The sequence below is a fragment of the Sulfitobacter aestuariivivens genome (assembly GCF_014763045.1).
GTDB lineage: Bacteria > Pseudomonadota > Alphaproteobacteria > Rhodobacterales > Rhodobacteraceae > Sulfitobacter > Sulfitobacter aestuariivivens.
Genome location: NZ_JACTAG010000001.1, coordinates 1463370 through 1476917, shown reverse-complemented (window position 1 = coordinate 1476917; position 13548 = coordinate 1463370). Strand labels below are relative to the sequence as shown.

The 13548-nt window shown below is 58.1% G+C and carries 16 protein-coding genes; 10 read left to right on the top strand and 6 right to left on the bottom strand.

The features are described from left to right. Positions 1 to 34 precede the first annotated feature (34 nt). The 6 genes from H9Q16_RS07280 to H9Q16_RS07255 all read left to right on the top strand — a co-directional run bounded on the left by H9Q16_RS07280 (position 35) and on the right by H9Q16_RS07255 (position 5166). On the top strand, positions 35 to 802 hold the full coding sequence (locus H9Q16_RS07280) for a hypothetical protein (protein WP_191074657.1): 768 nt from the start codon (positions 35 to 37) through the stop codon (positions 800 to 802). A 70-nt stretch (positions 803 to 872) separates the two neighbouring features. Then, positions 873 to 2072: an N-acetyltransferase DgcN family protein gene (locus tag H9Q16_RS07275; RefSeq protein WP_191074656.1), complete on the top strand. Its 1200-nt coding sequence runs from the start codon at positions 873 to 875 to the stop codon at positions 2070 to 2072. Beyond that, positions 2069 to 3190, top strand: coding sequence for an alanine/ornithine racemase family PLP-dependent enzyme (locus tag H9Q16_RS07270; RefSeq protein WP_191074655.1), 1122 nt, complete (start codon positions 2069 to 2071; stop codon positions 3188 to 3190). Before H9Q16_RS07275 ends, H9Q16_RS07270 begins: the two co-directional genes overlap by 4 nt. Beyond that, positions 3144 to 3431 (top strand): hypothetical protein, encoded by a 288-nt coding sequence (locus tag H9Q16_RS07265; protein ID WP_191074654.1) that lies wholly within the window; start codon positions 3144 to 3146, stop codon positions 3429 to 3431. The genes H9Q16_RS07270 and H9Q16_RS07265 overlap by 47 nt, the downstream gene beginning before the upstream one ends. Before the next feature lie 109 nt (positions 3432 to 3540). Further along, complete coding sequence (locus H9Q16_RS07260) at positions 3541 to 3822, top strand: hypothetical protein (RefSeq protein WP_191074653.1); 282 nt, start codon at positions 3541 to 3543, stop codon at positions 3820 to 3822. Between the two features lie 321 nt (positions 3823 to 4143). Continuing rightward, on the top strand, positions 4144 to 5166 hold the full coding sequence (locus tag H9Q16_RS07255) for a helix-turn-helix domain-containing protein (protein ID WP_216859308.1): 1023 nt from the start codon (positions 4144 to 4146) through the stop codon (positions 5164 to 5166). A gap of 27 nt (positions 5167 to 5193) precedes the next feature. Here H9Q16_RS07255 and H9Q16_RS07250 read toward each other — a convergent pair whose 3' ends face one another. Together H9Q16_RS07250 and H9Q16_RS07245 are read right to left on the bottom strand one after the other, a co-directional pair. Continuing rightward, the gene (locus H9Q16_RS07250) at positions 5194 to 5757 is read right to left on the bottom strand and encodes a hypothetical protein (RefSeq protein ID WP_191074652.1); all 564 of its coding nucleotides are present in this window, start codon (positions 5755 to 5757) and stop codon (positions 5194 to 5196) included. Between the two features lie 524 nt (positions 5758 to 6281). Next, a complete protein-coding gene (locus tag H9Q16_RS07245; RefSeq protein WP_191074651.1) occupies positions 6282 to 7154 on the bottom strand; it encodes an AraC family transcriptional regulator in 873 nt (290 codons plus the stop codon). 159 nt (positions 7155 to 7313) lie between these two features. On the opposite strand from H9Q16_RS07245, the gene H9Q16_RS07240 reads away from it, so the two are divergent. Continuing rightward, positions 7314 to 8222 (top strand): aldo/keto reductase, encoded by a 909-nt coding sequence (locus H9Q16_RS07240; protein ID WP_191074650.1) that lies wholly within the window; start codon positions 7314 to 7316, stop codon positions 8220 to 8222. A 51-nt stretch (positions 8223 to 8273) separates the two neighbouring features. Next, on the top strand, positions 8274 to 8849 hold the full coding sequence (locus H9Q16_RS07235) for an SRPBCC family protein (RefSeq protein ID WP_191074649.1): 576 nt from the start codon (positions 8274 to 8276) through the stop codon (positions 8847 to 8849). A gap of 115 nt (positions 8850 to 8964) precedes the next feature. On the opposite strand, the gene H9Q16_RS07230 is transcribed toward H9Q16_RS07235, so the two are convergent. Continuing rightward, positions 8965 to 9570: a flavin reductase family protein gene (locus H9Q16_RS07230; protein ID WP_191074648.1), complete on the bottom strand. Its 606-nt coding sequence runs from the start codon at positions 9568 to 9570 to the stop codon at positions 8965 to 8967. Positions 9571 to 9653: 83 nt separating this feature from the next. Between H9Q16_RS07230 and H9Q16_RS07225 the strand changes: the two genes are divergently transcribed. Together H9Q16_RS07225 and H9Q16_RS07220 are read left to right on the top strand one after the other, a co-directional pair. Continuing rightward, a complete protein-coding gene (locus H9Q16_RS07225; protein WP_386260552.1) occupies positions 9654 to 10142 on the top strand; it encodes a GNAT family N-acetyltransferase in 489 nt (162 codons plus the stop codon). A 47-nt stretch (positions 10143 to 10189) separates the two neighbouring features. After that, on the top strand, positions 10190 to 10960 hold the full coding sequence (locus H9Q16_RS07220) for an EcsC family protein (protein WP_191074647.1): 771 nt from the start codon (positions 10190 to 10192) through the stop codon (positions 10958 to 10960). Here H9Q16_RS07220 and modC read toward each other — a convergent pair. The 3 genes from modC to modA are packed head-to-tail and all read right to left on the bottom strand — an operon-like array spanning position 10957 to position 13474. Next, positions 10957 to 12042, bottom strand: coding sequence for a molybdenum ABC transporter ATP-binding protein (gene modC, locus H9Q16_RS07215; RefSeq protein ID WP_191074646.1), 1086 nt, complete (start codon positions 12040 to 12042; stop codon positions 10957 to 10959). The genes H9Q16_RS07220 and modC overlap by 4 nt on opposite strands. Continuing rightward, positions 12039 to 12728 carry a molybdate ABC transporter permease subunit gene (gene modB / locus H9Q16_RS07210; RefSeq protein WP_191074645.1) on the bottom strand — a complete coding sequence of 230 codons (690 nt, stop codon included), beginning with the start codon at positions 12726 to 12728 and terminating at the stop codon, positions 12039 to 12041. Before modB ends, modC begins: the two co-directional genes overlap by 4 nt. Then, the gene (modA, locus tag H9Q16_RS07205; protein WP_191074644.1) at positions 12725 to 13474 is read right to left on the bottom strand and encodes a molybdate ABC transporter substrate-binding protein; all 750 of its coding nucleotides are present in this window, start codon (positions 13472 to 13474) and stop codon (positions 12725 to 12727) included. Before modA ends, modB begins: the two co-directional genes overlap by 4 nt. Between the last annotated feature and the right edge of the window lie 74 nt (positions 13475 to 13548).

Here is a 13548-nt window from a genome sequence, read left to right as displayed (position 1 = left end):
GAAATCGCTCCAGACATCTTGCCTGGCAGGCAAGGTGGCGGACCCACGATTGCTTTGGGCCATTTTCATGGGGCCTATCCTTGCCATGCTTCTGTTGGCATCCCCCGTGCTTGCCCAAACCATGCCGGAAAACGCCAGTGCAAAGAGCTATGGTGAAGGTTGGGAATGCGACATCGGGTATCGGCTGACTGGCGAGACCTGTGCAATCGTTGTGATCCCGGAAAATGCATATGAGACAAACCGGTCCTATGGGTCCGGATGGGAATGCTTTCATGGATTTCGCATGGTCGATGGATCTGACTGTGTTGCGGTTGTTGTCCCAGACGGCGGATTTCTGGACCCTTCCGGCGAACGCTGGCACTGCGCGCGCGGGTTTTTCAAAGTCGATGATACCTGCCAAGAGTTTGTGGTGCCTGAAAACGGCTATCTGGTGGACGCGTCTTACGGGTCCGCGTGGGAATGTGACCGCGGGTTTGAAAAGGTGGCTGACACGTGCGCCGCAATCGCGGTCCCGGCCAACGGATATCTGAACGGTTCTCACTATGGCCAGCCGTGGACCTGCGAGCGTGGGTTTTTCGAACAGGACGGTCTTTGCGCGGCCGTCGTCGTTCCGGAGTTCGCATATCTTGACGATGCATCCTACGGCGAGGGATGGAAATGCCTGAGAGGATATGAAGCGTCCGGTGCAGGCTGCGACGCGATCGTCATTCCCGCAAACGCCCATCTCGACAGGTCGGGAAACCGCTGGGACTGCAACCGGAACTTCCAGAAGTCCAAGGGGCAGTGCGTTCTGAAGAACTGAGAGCGTTGTACCAAATCGCCTGCTTCAACACATATTCGGGCGCCAGTCGCGCCACCAAAAGGAAAATACGATGAAAACCGACATTCATACGGTTGATACCGTTCGCCGTCCCATCAGGGGCGCTCAAGCGCCGCCCATGGTTCGTGACACTGCGACACAGTCGTCCAAGCTTTCGCAGATCGCTGCTCAGCCGACGGCGATTGTCTATTGCGAGGGCAACTTTGCCAGAATTGACGGTAAGACCGCCAATGGCCTTGTGCGTCATTCTGAGGCCTACAAGATCGCCTCGGTCATCGACAGCACCCACAGCGGCGCAGACAGTGGGACGGTTCTTGATGGCGCGATCAACGGCATACCGGTTTTCAAAGACCTGAACGCCGCTGTCGCCAACGAAGCCGTCAAACCTGATACATTCATCTATGGCATGGCCCCCTCCACAGGGCGGCTTTCGGCGGCGGATCGTGTTGTTGTGCTGGATGCGATCGCGCGCGGTATGCACGTCGTCAGCGGCCTGCATGAGTACCTCAGCGACGACATCGAAATTGCACAAGCGGCCTTGGAAAGACAGATCACCATCCGCGACATCCGCAAACCCAAGCTAAGCAAAGACATGCGTCTGTTCGATGGCAGCATCGCAACTGTCGCTGCGCTGCGTATAGCCGTTCTCGGAACCGATTGCGCCATTGGGAAGAGAACCACTGCGACAGTTCTGGCCCGCGCCTTGAACGCAAAGGGCATCAAGACTGTGCTGGTTGGGACAGGCCAGACGGGTCTGATGCAGGGTGCAAAATATGGCGTGGCCATGGATGCCGTTCCACCCCAATTCTGTTGCGGCGAACTTGAGGGCGCAATCGTCGCGGCCTCAGAAGCAGAGCAACCCGATGTCATTCTGATCGAGGGCCAGGGCGCGTTGAGCCATCCGGCGTTCTGTACCTCGGCCTTTATCCTGCGCGGCAGTCAACCGGACGCCGTCATCCTTCAACACGCCCCAAAGCGCGCCCATCGCTGCGATTTTCCCAACATGCCGATGCCCACCCCGGCCAGTGAAATCGCATTGATCGAAGCGTTTTCCGATACCAAGGTCATCGGCGTCACAATCAACCACGAGGGCATGTCCGAAACCGAGATCACAAACACGATTTCGGCCCAAAGCGAAATTCTTGGACTGCCCGTCACGGACGCGCTCAGCAGACCGGCGGCACATTTGTTGGCTATGGTCGTTGCTGCCTATCCCGGCCTGCAGCATGGGATACCTGTGGCGGCAATATGAGCACCCCGCGCATTGAGGTAGACATAAGCAAGATCCGCCACAACACACAGACTGTTGTCGGGCCGCTGAAGGCGCGTGGCATCTGTGTGACCGCAGTGACCAAAGCCGTTTGCGGACATCCAGCCATCGCCCGGGCCATGCTTGACGGCGGCGCGTCAGGCCTTGCTGAGGCGCGTCTGAGCAATGTGCAGCGGTTACGGCAGGCCGGATTGACTTGCCCGGTCACCTTGATCCGAACACCGATGCTGAGCCAGGTGGACGCCGTCGTGCACGTCTGTGAGGCGAGCTACAACACAGAGATGGCTGTGATTACCGCCCTGGCCGCTGCTGCATTGCGGCAAAATAGGGTGCACGGCATTATCCTGATGGTCGAAATGGGTGATCTGCGCGAAGGGATCATGCCACAAGACCTTGGCAACATGGCACAGCAAGTGCTGGATCTGCCCGGTGTGGCGCTCAAAGGCATTGGGGCCAATTTCGCGTGTCTGGGTGGCGTCGCACCAACGGATGCAAAGATGCGGGCGCTGTCTGATCTTGCCAATGAGGTCGAGGGGCGTTGTGGTCCGTTCAGTCAGACAGTGTCTGGCGGCAACTCTGCAAACCTGCCTTGGGCTCTTGGAGAATTTGCGACCGGTCGGATCAACGACCTGCGCCTTGGAGAAGCCATACTGCTTGGCGTTGATCCGATTACAGGAGATCAGATCAGTGGCATGTTTCAGGATGCCTTTACGCTTGTTGCCGAAGTGATTGAGACGGACACCAAACCGGTGCGTCCGATCTTGTACTCCCCTGATCATACCTTGGCACGCATGCAGCTTGTCCCTGACACTTTTGACAATACTCGGATCATTCTTGGCATCGGGCATCAGGATATCGACCCGGTGGGGCTTTCCATGGCACCTGGAGATCGTCTTGTTGGTGCAACAAGCGATCATCTTGTCATCGGCACCAAGAATGCGTCGCCCAGCGTCGGAACCGAAATGCGGTTTGAGATGAACTATAGCGCTTTGATGCGGGCCATGGCCGCCCCCGATACGCAGACAAATCTGCACAATGACCAGCCAGGGCCAAATGCGCGCGCTGTCCAAGACCCAAGCAGACATCTGGCATTGGTTTGACCGACGTCGCTCCAACCTGCCCCGACACCATCAACAAGGAGAATACCAATTGGCAAAGCTGACAAAAACAAGCGTGTTCAAAACGCAGTACCCCAAAGCGGAAACGCCGTTGGACAAGACAACCCGTATCGTTCGCAAAATGGCTGAGGAAGAAGCCGAGCAGCGACAGGCCAAAAACGATCGTCTCCGCAACGCGCGCCTCGAACGAGAAGCCAACACCCCGCGCAAACGGTCACGGTAGTGCATGAGACGAGACGGGTGCGCCCAAAGCGCCGGCACAGCGACAGCATAGCCGTTACTCGTCCCCGTGAAGCTTCAGTGGCGCCACAAAAACCGCAAAGGATGCTTCCGTGACCCAAGCAGGCGAGAGCACGACAAAGGTTCATTACATCTGTCAGACATATGTGGAACAAAAGCCCGGGCGTGGCGGGCAGGCTGGTATGAAAATTGGCAAGCAATTTCAATATTCTACAGCAGCAGAAGCACAGAGCAGAGCCGAACGTGAAGCCCAGTCAGAGGACTGCGCCGGTGCTGACGCCTATGCGATCAGTGAGGACCCAGATAGTGGCGAAGTCGGGTCACCCAGCTTCCTCGTCCGGCTTGGCAATGTCCCGGAATTTGATGATTTCTAGAAAAATCTGAAAATGGTTCGGGACGTGTCCACCGAGATGTTTCAGCGCGCAACACAATGGTTGTTATCGGTTCCCCTAGAACAGCTCGCTCCGCGAATATGGCCCGAGTTCACGCCATACGCAGTCACCCGCGCAGTCGTGGCGATAGCGCGCTTCGTCCCAATCGGCCGCCGTCCAAGTCCATTTTCAAGCAAAATCGACTGTCTGTTTCGGTCAAATGCCTGGTTTGAATCCACAACGACCACGGTATTAGAAAGTTGGAACTCCGCCGTCCGGTGAAAGGTCTGGTCAAAGGATGATGGTTGTCAATAATGTTGAGCGATGAGTGCATTCCCAATAACCTGGCTGGTGAGCGTTCTGATGACCATCGCGGCCTATGTGCTTGCATGGGACACGCGCGTGCCCGGACGCTCCAGGTTTTTTCTCTGTGGCTTTTTGTTGTGTCTGGTGTTTGTAACGGTTTTACTGGGGATGCGCGTCTCGTTGGACTGGTCCTGGCCCGCACGCGTTCAGCCTTTTGTCGCTATACTGGCGGCGCCTCTAGCGTATATTGGATTTGCCTCACTGACCCTTGATAGGGGCAAACGCTGGAACAGCATGCTGTATCGCAACGGTGGGTTTGTCGCTGTCGCGTTGGTTGGCCTGCTATCACCCATACCGGTTTCTGCAGATTTGTTCATCTTGGCTGTCAACTGCATCTATATTGTGCGCATAGCCAGCCTGTTGAGCTATAGCCCTGATGACTTCCTTTCCGTGCCGCCGCATTCAACCGGACTGTGGCGGGCGGCGATTTATGCAACACTTGCGTTGATCGGTCTGATGGTCGTCGCTGACGGGCTGGTATTTGCTATCAGCCTTGTCGCAAATGATCCTCAGCTTTTGACGCTTTTGACGGGGGTATCGGGTTTGTTCGCCGGGTTCGTCTTTGTCGTCGCTTTGATTGGCGTGCCGCTGATCCTACGTGCATCGCAACGAAACGTCCCCGCGCGCGCTGAGGCATCTGACGCGGACCACGCATTGATGCAGGCTCTCAACGAGATCATGAAAGACAAAGAGCTTTTTCGCGACAGCAACCTCACACTGGCACGGCTTGCGAAACGCCTTTCGGTTCCGGCCCGGGACTTGTCTGGCGCGATCAACCGCACCACTACACAGAATTTTTCGCGCTTCATCAACGGGTACCGCATTGCCTATGCGAAAGGCGCTTTGCTGGAAACTGATCTGCCGATAACGGAGGTCATGTTCGAGGCCGGTTTTTTGTCAAAGTCGAGTTTCAACACCGAATTCAGACGCATGACCGGTCTAACGCCCTCGCAATTCAGAATCAGGGGCGCAGACGGATAATATTCGCCTGCGCCCCTTTTTTGGAGGCTAGACGCGTTGGCAGGAGACTGGTTTCGTACTGACACCAAAGATGTCACCAAGGATGTTGCGGCCCGGGTTGATGACAAAACCAACGCCCTCGTCCAGTCCTGATTGGAGCACAATGTCAGCATCTGACTTGAACTGATCGCCGACTCTGTACTGGTCGCTGACCACATCCCGACCTGTTGCCAACGCTCTTGCGGCCTTTCTGCTTGTGATCGTAAAGTGGATGGGCTCCGCCAGGTGTCCGGATATTGCCTCTCCGCCGAAGTCTCCTGCGATGAACCGAATAGGTATGCTCAGGCACAATCCCGGTTGATCGGTGCGCAGGACTACTTTCCCGCTTCCAGCCAAACCGCGCAGAGCGAGAAGGTTCACTTCTCGAGGTCGTTCGACGAGCAGAAATCCGAAGGCGCCCACTGGTATATTCTGTCCGGCACTGGTGGGCACCTCTACCCGCGTGGCAATGGCATCGGTATTGCGCTGGGTTTCAGCTTGCGCTGCACTGACAATCAATGCGCCGACAAAGATAACAGCCAAGTGCGACTGAAAAGATGATGAGTTCGACATCGTCGTATCCTTTGATGAGTTTCTCACGTGCCGCGGTTGCGACCATGGTCCTCATCAACCCCAGCTTTGACTGTGGGCTCGCCCGAAGACATGATTCAGAACGTTCTAGATCGCGATTCAAAACGATTAGGACAATATGCGAACAGCAAGTTCATCCCGCTTGACCGACCCTTCGTCGCGGTTCGTAGATTGGCATCTGCGCCGGAGAAGGTGCTGTACCAAAACAGGGCTGGGACGTCCGATTGGGAGAAAGCTGTAGCCTAGGGTCAGGACCCATTAATCTTGCGCCGCTGGCGTCAAAACCGCGAAAGTTCAGCGGTTTGAGACATGCAGCGACTAACGGGTTAACTGCAAATGGCTCAAGCCGTTGAAATGAAGCGGTTTTGTCGTCCTTCGGATTTGACAGATTTTCCCCGTGAGCTGCGGCGTATCTGCTTGAAATTCAACGAGAGTTCCTGCGCAGATGCTTCTTGTCACGAGCAAAATCTGTCAAACCAGCGGTGCAAGATTAATGGGTCCTGACCCTAGGATGCCCGGGCAAGGTGGTGTTTTGGCGAACATCCGAATTTGCGGGAATAGTCGCGGCTGAAATGGGTGAGGCTCTCATAGCCAACTTCAAACCCCGCCACCGATACCGAAGGGACGCCTTTTGCCAGAAGGGCGCGCGCTTCGATCATGCGCAGGTCTTTTTGATATTGCAGCGGCGTGGTGCCGGTCACTGATTTGAAGTGTTCGTGAAAGGATGACGGGCTCATGCCTGCCACCTGCGCAAGGTCACCCACCACCAATGGTTCGCGAAAGTCAGCTCTGATCTTCCGGATCGATTTGGCGATACGGCTGGCATGGCTATCCACCGACAGCAGATTGCGCAACATGCCCCCGATTGGCGACAGAAGGAGGCGAAAGTGAATTTCTGTCAGTATCATCGGCCCCAGGACCTGAGCTTCCAGCGGTGCATCCATCAATGCGAGATACCGCACCATCGGATCGACCCACGCAGGATCGGCCGCACTTGCCGAAAGCGACGTGGCGGGATGGCCGTCTGACACGGCCTCGCCTACCTGTTGGTAAAGGCCGCGCAGGACACCCACATCGATGGAAAAGATCAGCGCACGATAGGGGGCCTCGGGGCTGGCTTCGGTAATCCTTGACGTCACCGGCAGGTCATGACTGACCACCAATGCGTGCCCTTCGGAAAGAGAGATGCACCTGTCGCCGATATGCATTTCTTTCTTGCCTTGTAGTATTAGGCAGATGACAGGATCATAGACGACGGCCTCGAACGCGCTGGCGGCATCTCGTTGGAAAACCTGTGCCGCGGGCAGAATTCTTCCGGAATTCTCGGATTCGCGCAGACTAAGCTCTTTGGCCAGATGCTGAAGTTTCCTAAAAGACATCGCGTTCTCCTTGCCTCATCCCTAACAAACTCGCTCAGAAAAATCACGCATTATGCCCGTCGTTCGGAGGAATTGGCAAAAATGTTGGAGTAATTGGCAGGACGTGACCGGCGCCTGCGCCTAGCGTCGATCCAATCAAGCCAACGAACGGAGCGCGTCATGCCTGCAACACCAGTTACCTTCCCCTTGAACGCAGACACGGCCATTCCGGCCGTCGGCTTTGGCACATATCTGATCTCAAACGATGATGCGGAGACGGCAATCAGCTCTGCGATTGCGGCGAGCTACAGGCACATCGACACCGCGTCCGGCTACCATAACGAAGAAACGGTCGGCGCAGGGATCAGGACGGGCCTGCAAAACGAAGGCGTCGCGCGCGCAGACCTCTTTGTGACGGCCAAGCTTTGGCCCGGGAACCCGGCATGGGGCGACGCGCCCAAAACCGGAGCGCAAGCGCTGGAAGAATGCGACGCAAGCCTTGCGCGTTTGGGGCTTGATTACGTCGACCTCTATCTGATCCACGCGCCCTATGGCGGCGACATGCGTCTGGAACAATGGCGGGCGTTGCTGGAACTGAAGGAAAACGGCAAGGCCCGTTCCGTCGGGGTGAGCAACTTTAACCAAACCCATCTTGAAGAAATTAGAACCGCTGGCTTGCCAATGCCGGACGCCAATCAGATCGAATTGCATCCCTGGTCTCAGAAACCGGAGTTGCTTGCCTATATGGCGGATCATGACATCGCGCCAATTGCGTACAGCAGCCTTGTCCCCCTTTCTACATGGCGCACAGAGCCGGGGCAGGACAGTGCCAAGACCGACGACATGAAGGCGGACGGCACTGCCTTTCAGACCATGGCCGAGAAATACAATGTGTCAGAGGCGCAGCTTTTGCTGCGTTGGGGTGTCCAGAGCGGGTATGCCGTGCTGCCCAAAAGCCTGAACCCGGAGCGGATGCGACAGAACATCGATCTGTTCTCCTTTGCCATCGATGAAGCCGACATGGCGCAAATGGCGACCATGGACCGCGGCGATGGCGTGGCTTGGGCGTCTGGCGACCCAAGCAAGTAAACGCACACGTCCCGCAAAAATCTCAACGAACTGACATTAACAGGAGCGATCATGAAACGATTTTACCTTGCTACCCGGACTTGTCTTGCCGCACCCCTTGTGGCCGTCGTGCTTAGTGCCCCCGTGTCGGCAGAAACGTCATGTGATGCAAACATGACGAACGGCAGCATCGCGCAGATCACCGAAACCCATGCCACCGTGTACACCTCGGTTCTGATCGACGCCAAAGCGGCAGATGTCTGGGCGACCCTGACGGACTTCGACAAAATGGCAGGTTGGAGCACTGGTTCTCTGCAAGGCATGACCGGCGACATCAAAGATGGCGGCAGCGTGATGATCACATTCATCTTTGGCGAAGACGAAAACGGTCAGCCGATTTCCAACAACATCCCCCATACGCTCATCTACGATGAAGGCGAAAGGTTCGGATGGTCCGACCCGTTCCCACAAGACGTCGGCGGCGGCCGCGACAACCACATCTACAGCGTTGAGATGTGCGGGGAACAGACGTTGTTTGTGCAATCAGACGAAATTGTCGACAACCCATATGCTGCGAATTTCGTCGCTCAGCTTTTCCCCATGTATCAAACCTTTAACGCAGAGCTGAAGGCTGCGGTGGAGAACTGATCTTGGATTACCGGCGACGCGCCAATTCGCAATGAGAGCTGTGCGTTAGAAACTGCGCAGGGTTCGGCTTGGTGCGACTACTGGATTCTGGCACTCGCTCGCACCCTTCCGTCCTTCAATCATCAGGGCGGATCAGCTCAAACACCTCATGCACGGCGGTGTAATCGCGATATCCCATTCGGCTTAGCGGGATGTAGGTTGTGGCGTCAAACTTGCCATCGACGATGCAATCATCGCGCAGGTGGATGCCGACGACCTCGCCCAGGACCACGAAATTGCTTTTGCCCTCAAGCTTGATGATCTGCGTCATCCGGCATTCCAGAGACGCAGGTGCATCCGCTACGCGTGCACAGGCGATCTCGTGGCAGTCGGCCTTGTCGACCCCTGCTTTGACAAATTCATCGGTGCCCCGGGGCAAGGTGGCAGATGACGCGTTCATCGCGTCTTTCTTGGCCAACTCACAGACATTGACGCAAAAGACGCCCGTTTCGCGAATGTTGGCGACGTTGTCCTTGGTATCGCCCACGTCCTCTTTCGACCCGGTCGAGGAAAACATCACCTGTGGAGGGACATAGGCGGCACCGTTAAAGAAGGAATAGGGCGACAGGTTGTCATTGCCCTGCGCGTCACGGGTTGAAATCCAGCCGATGGGGCGGGGTGTGATCAGCGCGTTGAACGGGTTGTGCGGCAGGCCGTGGCCATCCTGAGGGCGGTAATACATCCGGTCTCTCCAAGTCAGAGGTTTGCCCAATGGCTACCCTCATGTTAGGGGCATTGCCACCTCAAAGCGGACAGACCCGATCCTTGTACCAGATCACCCCGGAAACCAGCGAAGACCATTGGGAGGTCGAAGCGCTTTATGACCTGTGTTTTGCACCGGGGCGGACGGCGTTGTCATCCTACCGATTGCGTGATGATGTGGTGCCGGTGCAGGGGCTGAGCCATGTTGCCCGCGACGGTGAGGGCATACTGGCTGGGGCCATAAGGTACTGGCCGGTGCGCATTGGTGTCCACAAGGCCCTGTTGCTGGGGCCGGTGGCAGTTCACCCTACGCGTCAAGGGGAGGGACTGGGTCGCGCGCTGATCGAGGAAAGCCTGTGCCATGCCGCCCCGCTGGGCTGGCATCGGGTGTTGCTGGTGGGCGATGCGCCCTATTACAACCGGTTCGGTTTTTCGCGGTTGAAGGGCGTGGTCATGCCGCCCCCGACAAACCCGGACCGCGTCCTGGGGCGCAGCCTGCTTGCGGGCGCTTGGGACGGTGTCAGTGGCACGGTGCGCCGCTGGGTTGATTGAAATCAGCCAATTTCTGCCCCATGTTAGGTGAAGTGAGAGGATGACATATGCACATCGAAACTGACCTGCCTGCGACCGTGGACGTCGAGGTGCGGCTTGAAGCACTGGTGAAACGCTACAAAGGGGCGGGCGGTGTGGGCATCTCAGTGCTGAATTTTATCGGTGGCAGTGCCGAGAGCCTGCTCAAGAGCTTGCCAGAGCCTGTTCAGCGCAATCTTGAGGCGGCGACCTCTGCTGCGCTCACGCAGGCGATGAAAGCCGCACATTCAAGCCGGTCAATGGTGCCGGACCAGAAAAGCTGGCTGAACCAGACGGTGGCTTCGGCCATGGGGGCTGCCGGGGGGGCAGGCGGCCTGCCGACTGCAATGGCGGAGTTGCCCGTGACCACCACGTTGTTGTTGCGTGTCATTCAGGGGGTGGCAGTTGAGCACGGCTTTGACCCCAGTGCCGACAATGTGCAGTTTGATTGCATTCATGTCTTTTCCGCCGCCGGGCCTCTATCCGGTGATGACGGGTCTGACCTTGGCTTTCTGTCCGCGCGGATGACGCTGACCGGTAAGGCCATGCAATCGGCGATCGCGCGGGTCGCGCCCAAGTTGTCGATTGTGCTGGGGCAAAAGCTGGCGGCCCAGGCGGTGCCGGTGCTGGGTGCCGTTGCCGGGGCAGCGACGAATTACGCCTATACCAGCTATTATGAAGATATGGCGCATGTGCATTTTGGGCTGCGCAAGCTTGCGATTGATGCGGATGTGGAACATGCGGATCTGCTCAAGCAGTTCAATCAGCGCATTTCCAGGGTTCCTGTCAAACGGGCCTAACGCCCGATACTGCCGGGCGCGACTGTTGTTGCCTTGATAATCGCAAAGCAATGCATCCCCTGATGGAGCCGCATTTCCTTGACTGCACGTGCTGTCACCCGCGCAAGCAGGCGGTCGGTACCTGATGACAGCGCGATGGCCGCGCCCGGTCCGTCGCCGGGGTGCACCTGGTCAATCTTAACCGGCAGAATATTGACTGACGACAGACCGTCCGGTCTGTCCAGGGACAATATCACATCCTGCGCCAAAACCCGCAGGCGCACCGTGCTGCCCACCGCGGCCTGTACCCCCGGCAATTCCAGATTGCCTGCTGACAGACGTAAGGTGGATAGCCCGTCATCGGCGTGGGCGCAGACCTCAGCCTCAAGCACAGCGCCTGCTTCGCGCACACCCAAAAGCGGCACTGCCGCCGGGTCTGCCATCACGTCGAAAAGCGGGCCCTGCGCACGCACCTGACCGTCCTGCAGCAACACCAGCCGGTCGGCAAGGCGCGCGACCTCGTCCACGGCGTGGCTGACGTAGAGAATCGGGATCGTGAACAGGCCGTCCCGCAATTGTTCGAGAAAAGGCAGGATGTCCTGTTTGCGCGGACCGTCCAGACTGGCAAGGGGTTCATCCATCAACAGCATGCGCGGCTGGCTCAGCAAGGCCCGCCCCAGCGCCACCCGCTGTTTTTCGCCCCCCGACAGTGTGTTGGGCGCGCGCGCGAGCAGGCCCTGCAAACCCAGCAGGTCAGCCGTTTCGTCAAGCGAGGCGACCGGCGCGTTCTGGGTGTACTTTGCCCCAAACTCGAGGTTCTGACGCACAGTGAGATGCGGAAAGAGGCGAGCGTCCTGAAAGACATAGCCGAAGTGACGCTTGTCTGCTGGCAGGTCTTGCCCCGTAGTGCTGTCAAAAAGGGTTTGGTCATCAAAACGAACACGGCCCTGATCTGGGGTCAGCAAGCCTGCCACCGCATTTACGACCGTGGTCTTCCCAGCGCCTGATCGGCCAAAGAGCGCGGTGATGCCTGGACCTGCCTCAAACGCGACGGTGAGATCGAAATCGCCAAACCTGTGCTGGATATCCACGATAAGGCTCATGTCCCCGCGATCCTTTGGGCGACCCGTTTCGCAAGAAGCTCAGACAGGACAATCGCCCCGACTGCGAGCACGCAAGCCATCAGCACCATGGCAGCGGCGCGGCCTTCGGCACCCGGGATCTGCAACGCGGACCAGATCGCGCTTGGCAGGGTCTGGGTCTGGCCGGGGATATTGGCAACAAAGGTGATCGTCGCCCCGAATTCGCCCACCGCTTTGGCAAAGCCCATGACCGCCCCGGCCAGAATGCCTGGGACAATCAGCGGCAGGGTGACGCGCATGAACACATCCCGGCGTGGTGCGCCCAGTGTCAGTGCGGCCTCTTCCAGTTTCGGATCGACCGCCTCGATGGCCAGCCGCATGGCACGCACCATCAGTGGAAAACCCATGATGATCGCGGCCAGCACCGCGCCGGACCAGTGAAAGGCAAGCCGCAGGCCGATGCTCTCCAGCGCCTGACCCAGCGGAGCAGTGCGACCAAAGAGGCTGAGCAACAGATAGCCCGTGACGACCGGCGGCAGCACCAGCGGCAGATGCACGGCGGCATTGAGGGCTGTCTTACCCCAGAAGTCGCGCCGTGCGAGGATCCAGGCGACCCACAGCGCAAGGGGCACGGCAAGTATCGTCGCCCAGCAGGCGACCCAAAGCGACAGGCGCAGGGCGTCCCATGCGGCGGCGTCGACGGTCATGGGGTGCCTTTCGAAAAGCCGTGCCGGGCGAGGATATCCCGCGCGGCGTCGCTTTGCAGATGGGAAAGATAGTCAAGGCCAGCAGGCGTCAGCGCCGCTGCGGGATAGCGAATGGGGGAATGGCCCGCTGTCGGAATTGTCAGGACATCCTCGACCCGCGCTTCGGCCTGCGCATCGGTGGCATAGACGATTCCGAGAGGCGCTTCGGCCTTTGCCACCAGCGCCAGCGCGGCGCGGACATTGTCGGTTTCGGCCAGACGGTCCTGCAAGAGGGTCCATTGTCCGGTACTTTGAAGCCACTCGCGCGCATAGCGTCCCGCCGGGACTGCATCACGGTGACCCATCGCGAGGCGGCCGTCTGCCAGCCTTGATGCGATCTGTGTGACATCTGACAGCGGGCTTGCCCCGGCCTGTGCGACGACGACCAACGTGTTTCCGGCGATATTGGCCGTTTTCAACGGTGTTTCAGGGGCATTATCAGAGACCCAATCCATCCAGTCCGGGCTGGCAAGGACCACCACATCTGCCGGTGCGCCTGCGGCAATCTGGCGCGCGATGGTGCCCGACCCGGCAAAGGAATGGGTAACGGGTGTGATGTAGCTTGCGGCGATCTCTTCAAGCGCGCCCTGAAGGCTCGCTGCGGCAAAGACTGTCACGCGCTGATCCGCTGCAGCACCGCATGCCACAACGCTGAAAAGACACATCAATATTGCAGCCCAGCTTCGCATGGCGGGACTATCTGTCATGCGTGCGGTTGTCACAAGACCAAGCTTGGAAACTGGCGCTTGGAAAGTTAATTCGATAAGTTGGGAGTAACGGG

Bases quoted from the DNA above. Each gene is read 5' to 3' on its own strand.
- modB (WP_191074645.1), bottom strand. From the start codon at position 12,728: ATGACCGTCGACGCCGCCGCATGGGACGCCCTGCGCCTGTCGCTTTGG.
- H9Q16_RS07265 (WP_191074654.1), top strand. From the start codon at position 3,144: ATGCGCGCGCTGTCCAAGACCCAAGCAGACATCTGGCATTGGTTTGAC.
- H9Q16_RS07275 (WP_191074656.1), top strand. From the start codon at position 873: ATGAAAACCGACATTCATACGGTTGATACCGTTCGCCGTCCCATCAGG.
- modC (WP_191074646.1), bottom strand. From the start codon at position 12,042: ATGAGCCTTATCGTGGATATCCAGCACAGGTTTGGCGATTTCGATCTC.
- H9Q16_RS07220 (WP_191074647.1), top strand. From the start codon at position 10,190: ATGCACATCGAAACTGACCTGCCTGCGACCGTGGACGTCGAGGTGCGG.
- H9Q16_RS07250 (WP_191074652.1), bottom strand. From the start codon at position 5,757: ATGTCGAACTCATCATCTTTTCAGTCGCACTTGGCTGTTATCTTTGTC.
- H9Q16_RS07235 (WP_191074649.1), top strand. From the start codon at position 8,274: ATGAAACGATTTTACCTTGCTACCCGGACTTGTCTTGCCGCACCCCTT.
- H9Q16_RS07255 (WP_216859308.1), top strand. From the start codon at position 4,144: ATGAGTGCATTCCCAATAACCTGGCTGGTGAGCGTTCTGATGACCATC.
- H9Q16_RS07230 (WP_191074648.1), bottom strand. From the start codon at position 9,570: ATGTATTACCGCCCTCAGGATGGCCACGGCCTGCCGCACAACCCGTTC.
- modA (WP_191074644.1), bottom strand. From the start codon at position 13,474: ATGACAGATAGTCCCGCCATGCGAAGCTGGGCTGCAATATTGATGTGT.
- H9Q16_RS07245 (WP_191074651.1), bottom strand. From the start codon at position 7,154: ATGTCTTTTAGGAAACTTCAGCATCTGGCCAAAGAGCTTAGTCTGCGC.
- H9Q16_RS07270 (WP_191074655.1), top strand. From the start codon at position 2,069: ATGAGCACCCCGCGCATTGAGGTAGACATAAGCAAGATCCGCCACAAC.
- H9Q16_RS07240 (WP_191074650.1), top strand. From the start codon at position 7,314: ATGCCTGCAACACCAGTTACCTTCCCCTTGAACGCAGACACGGCCATT.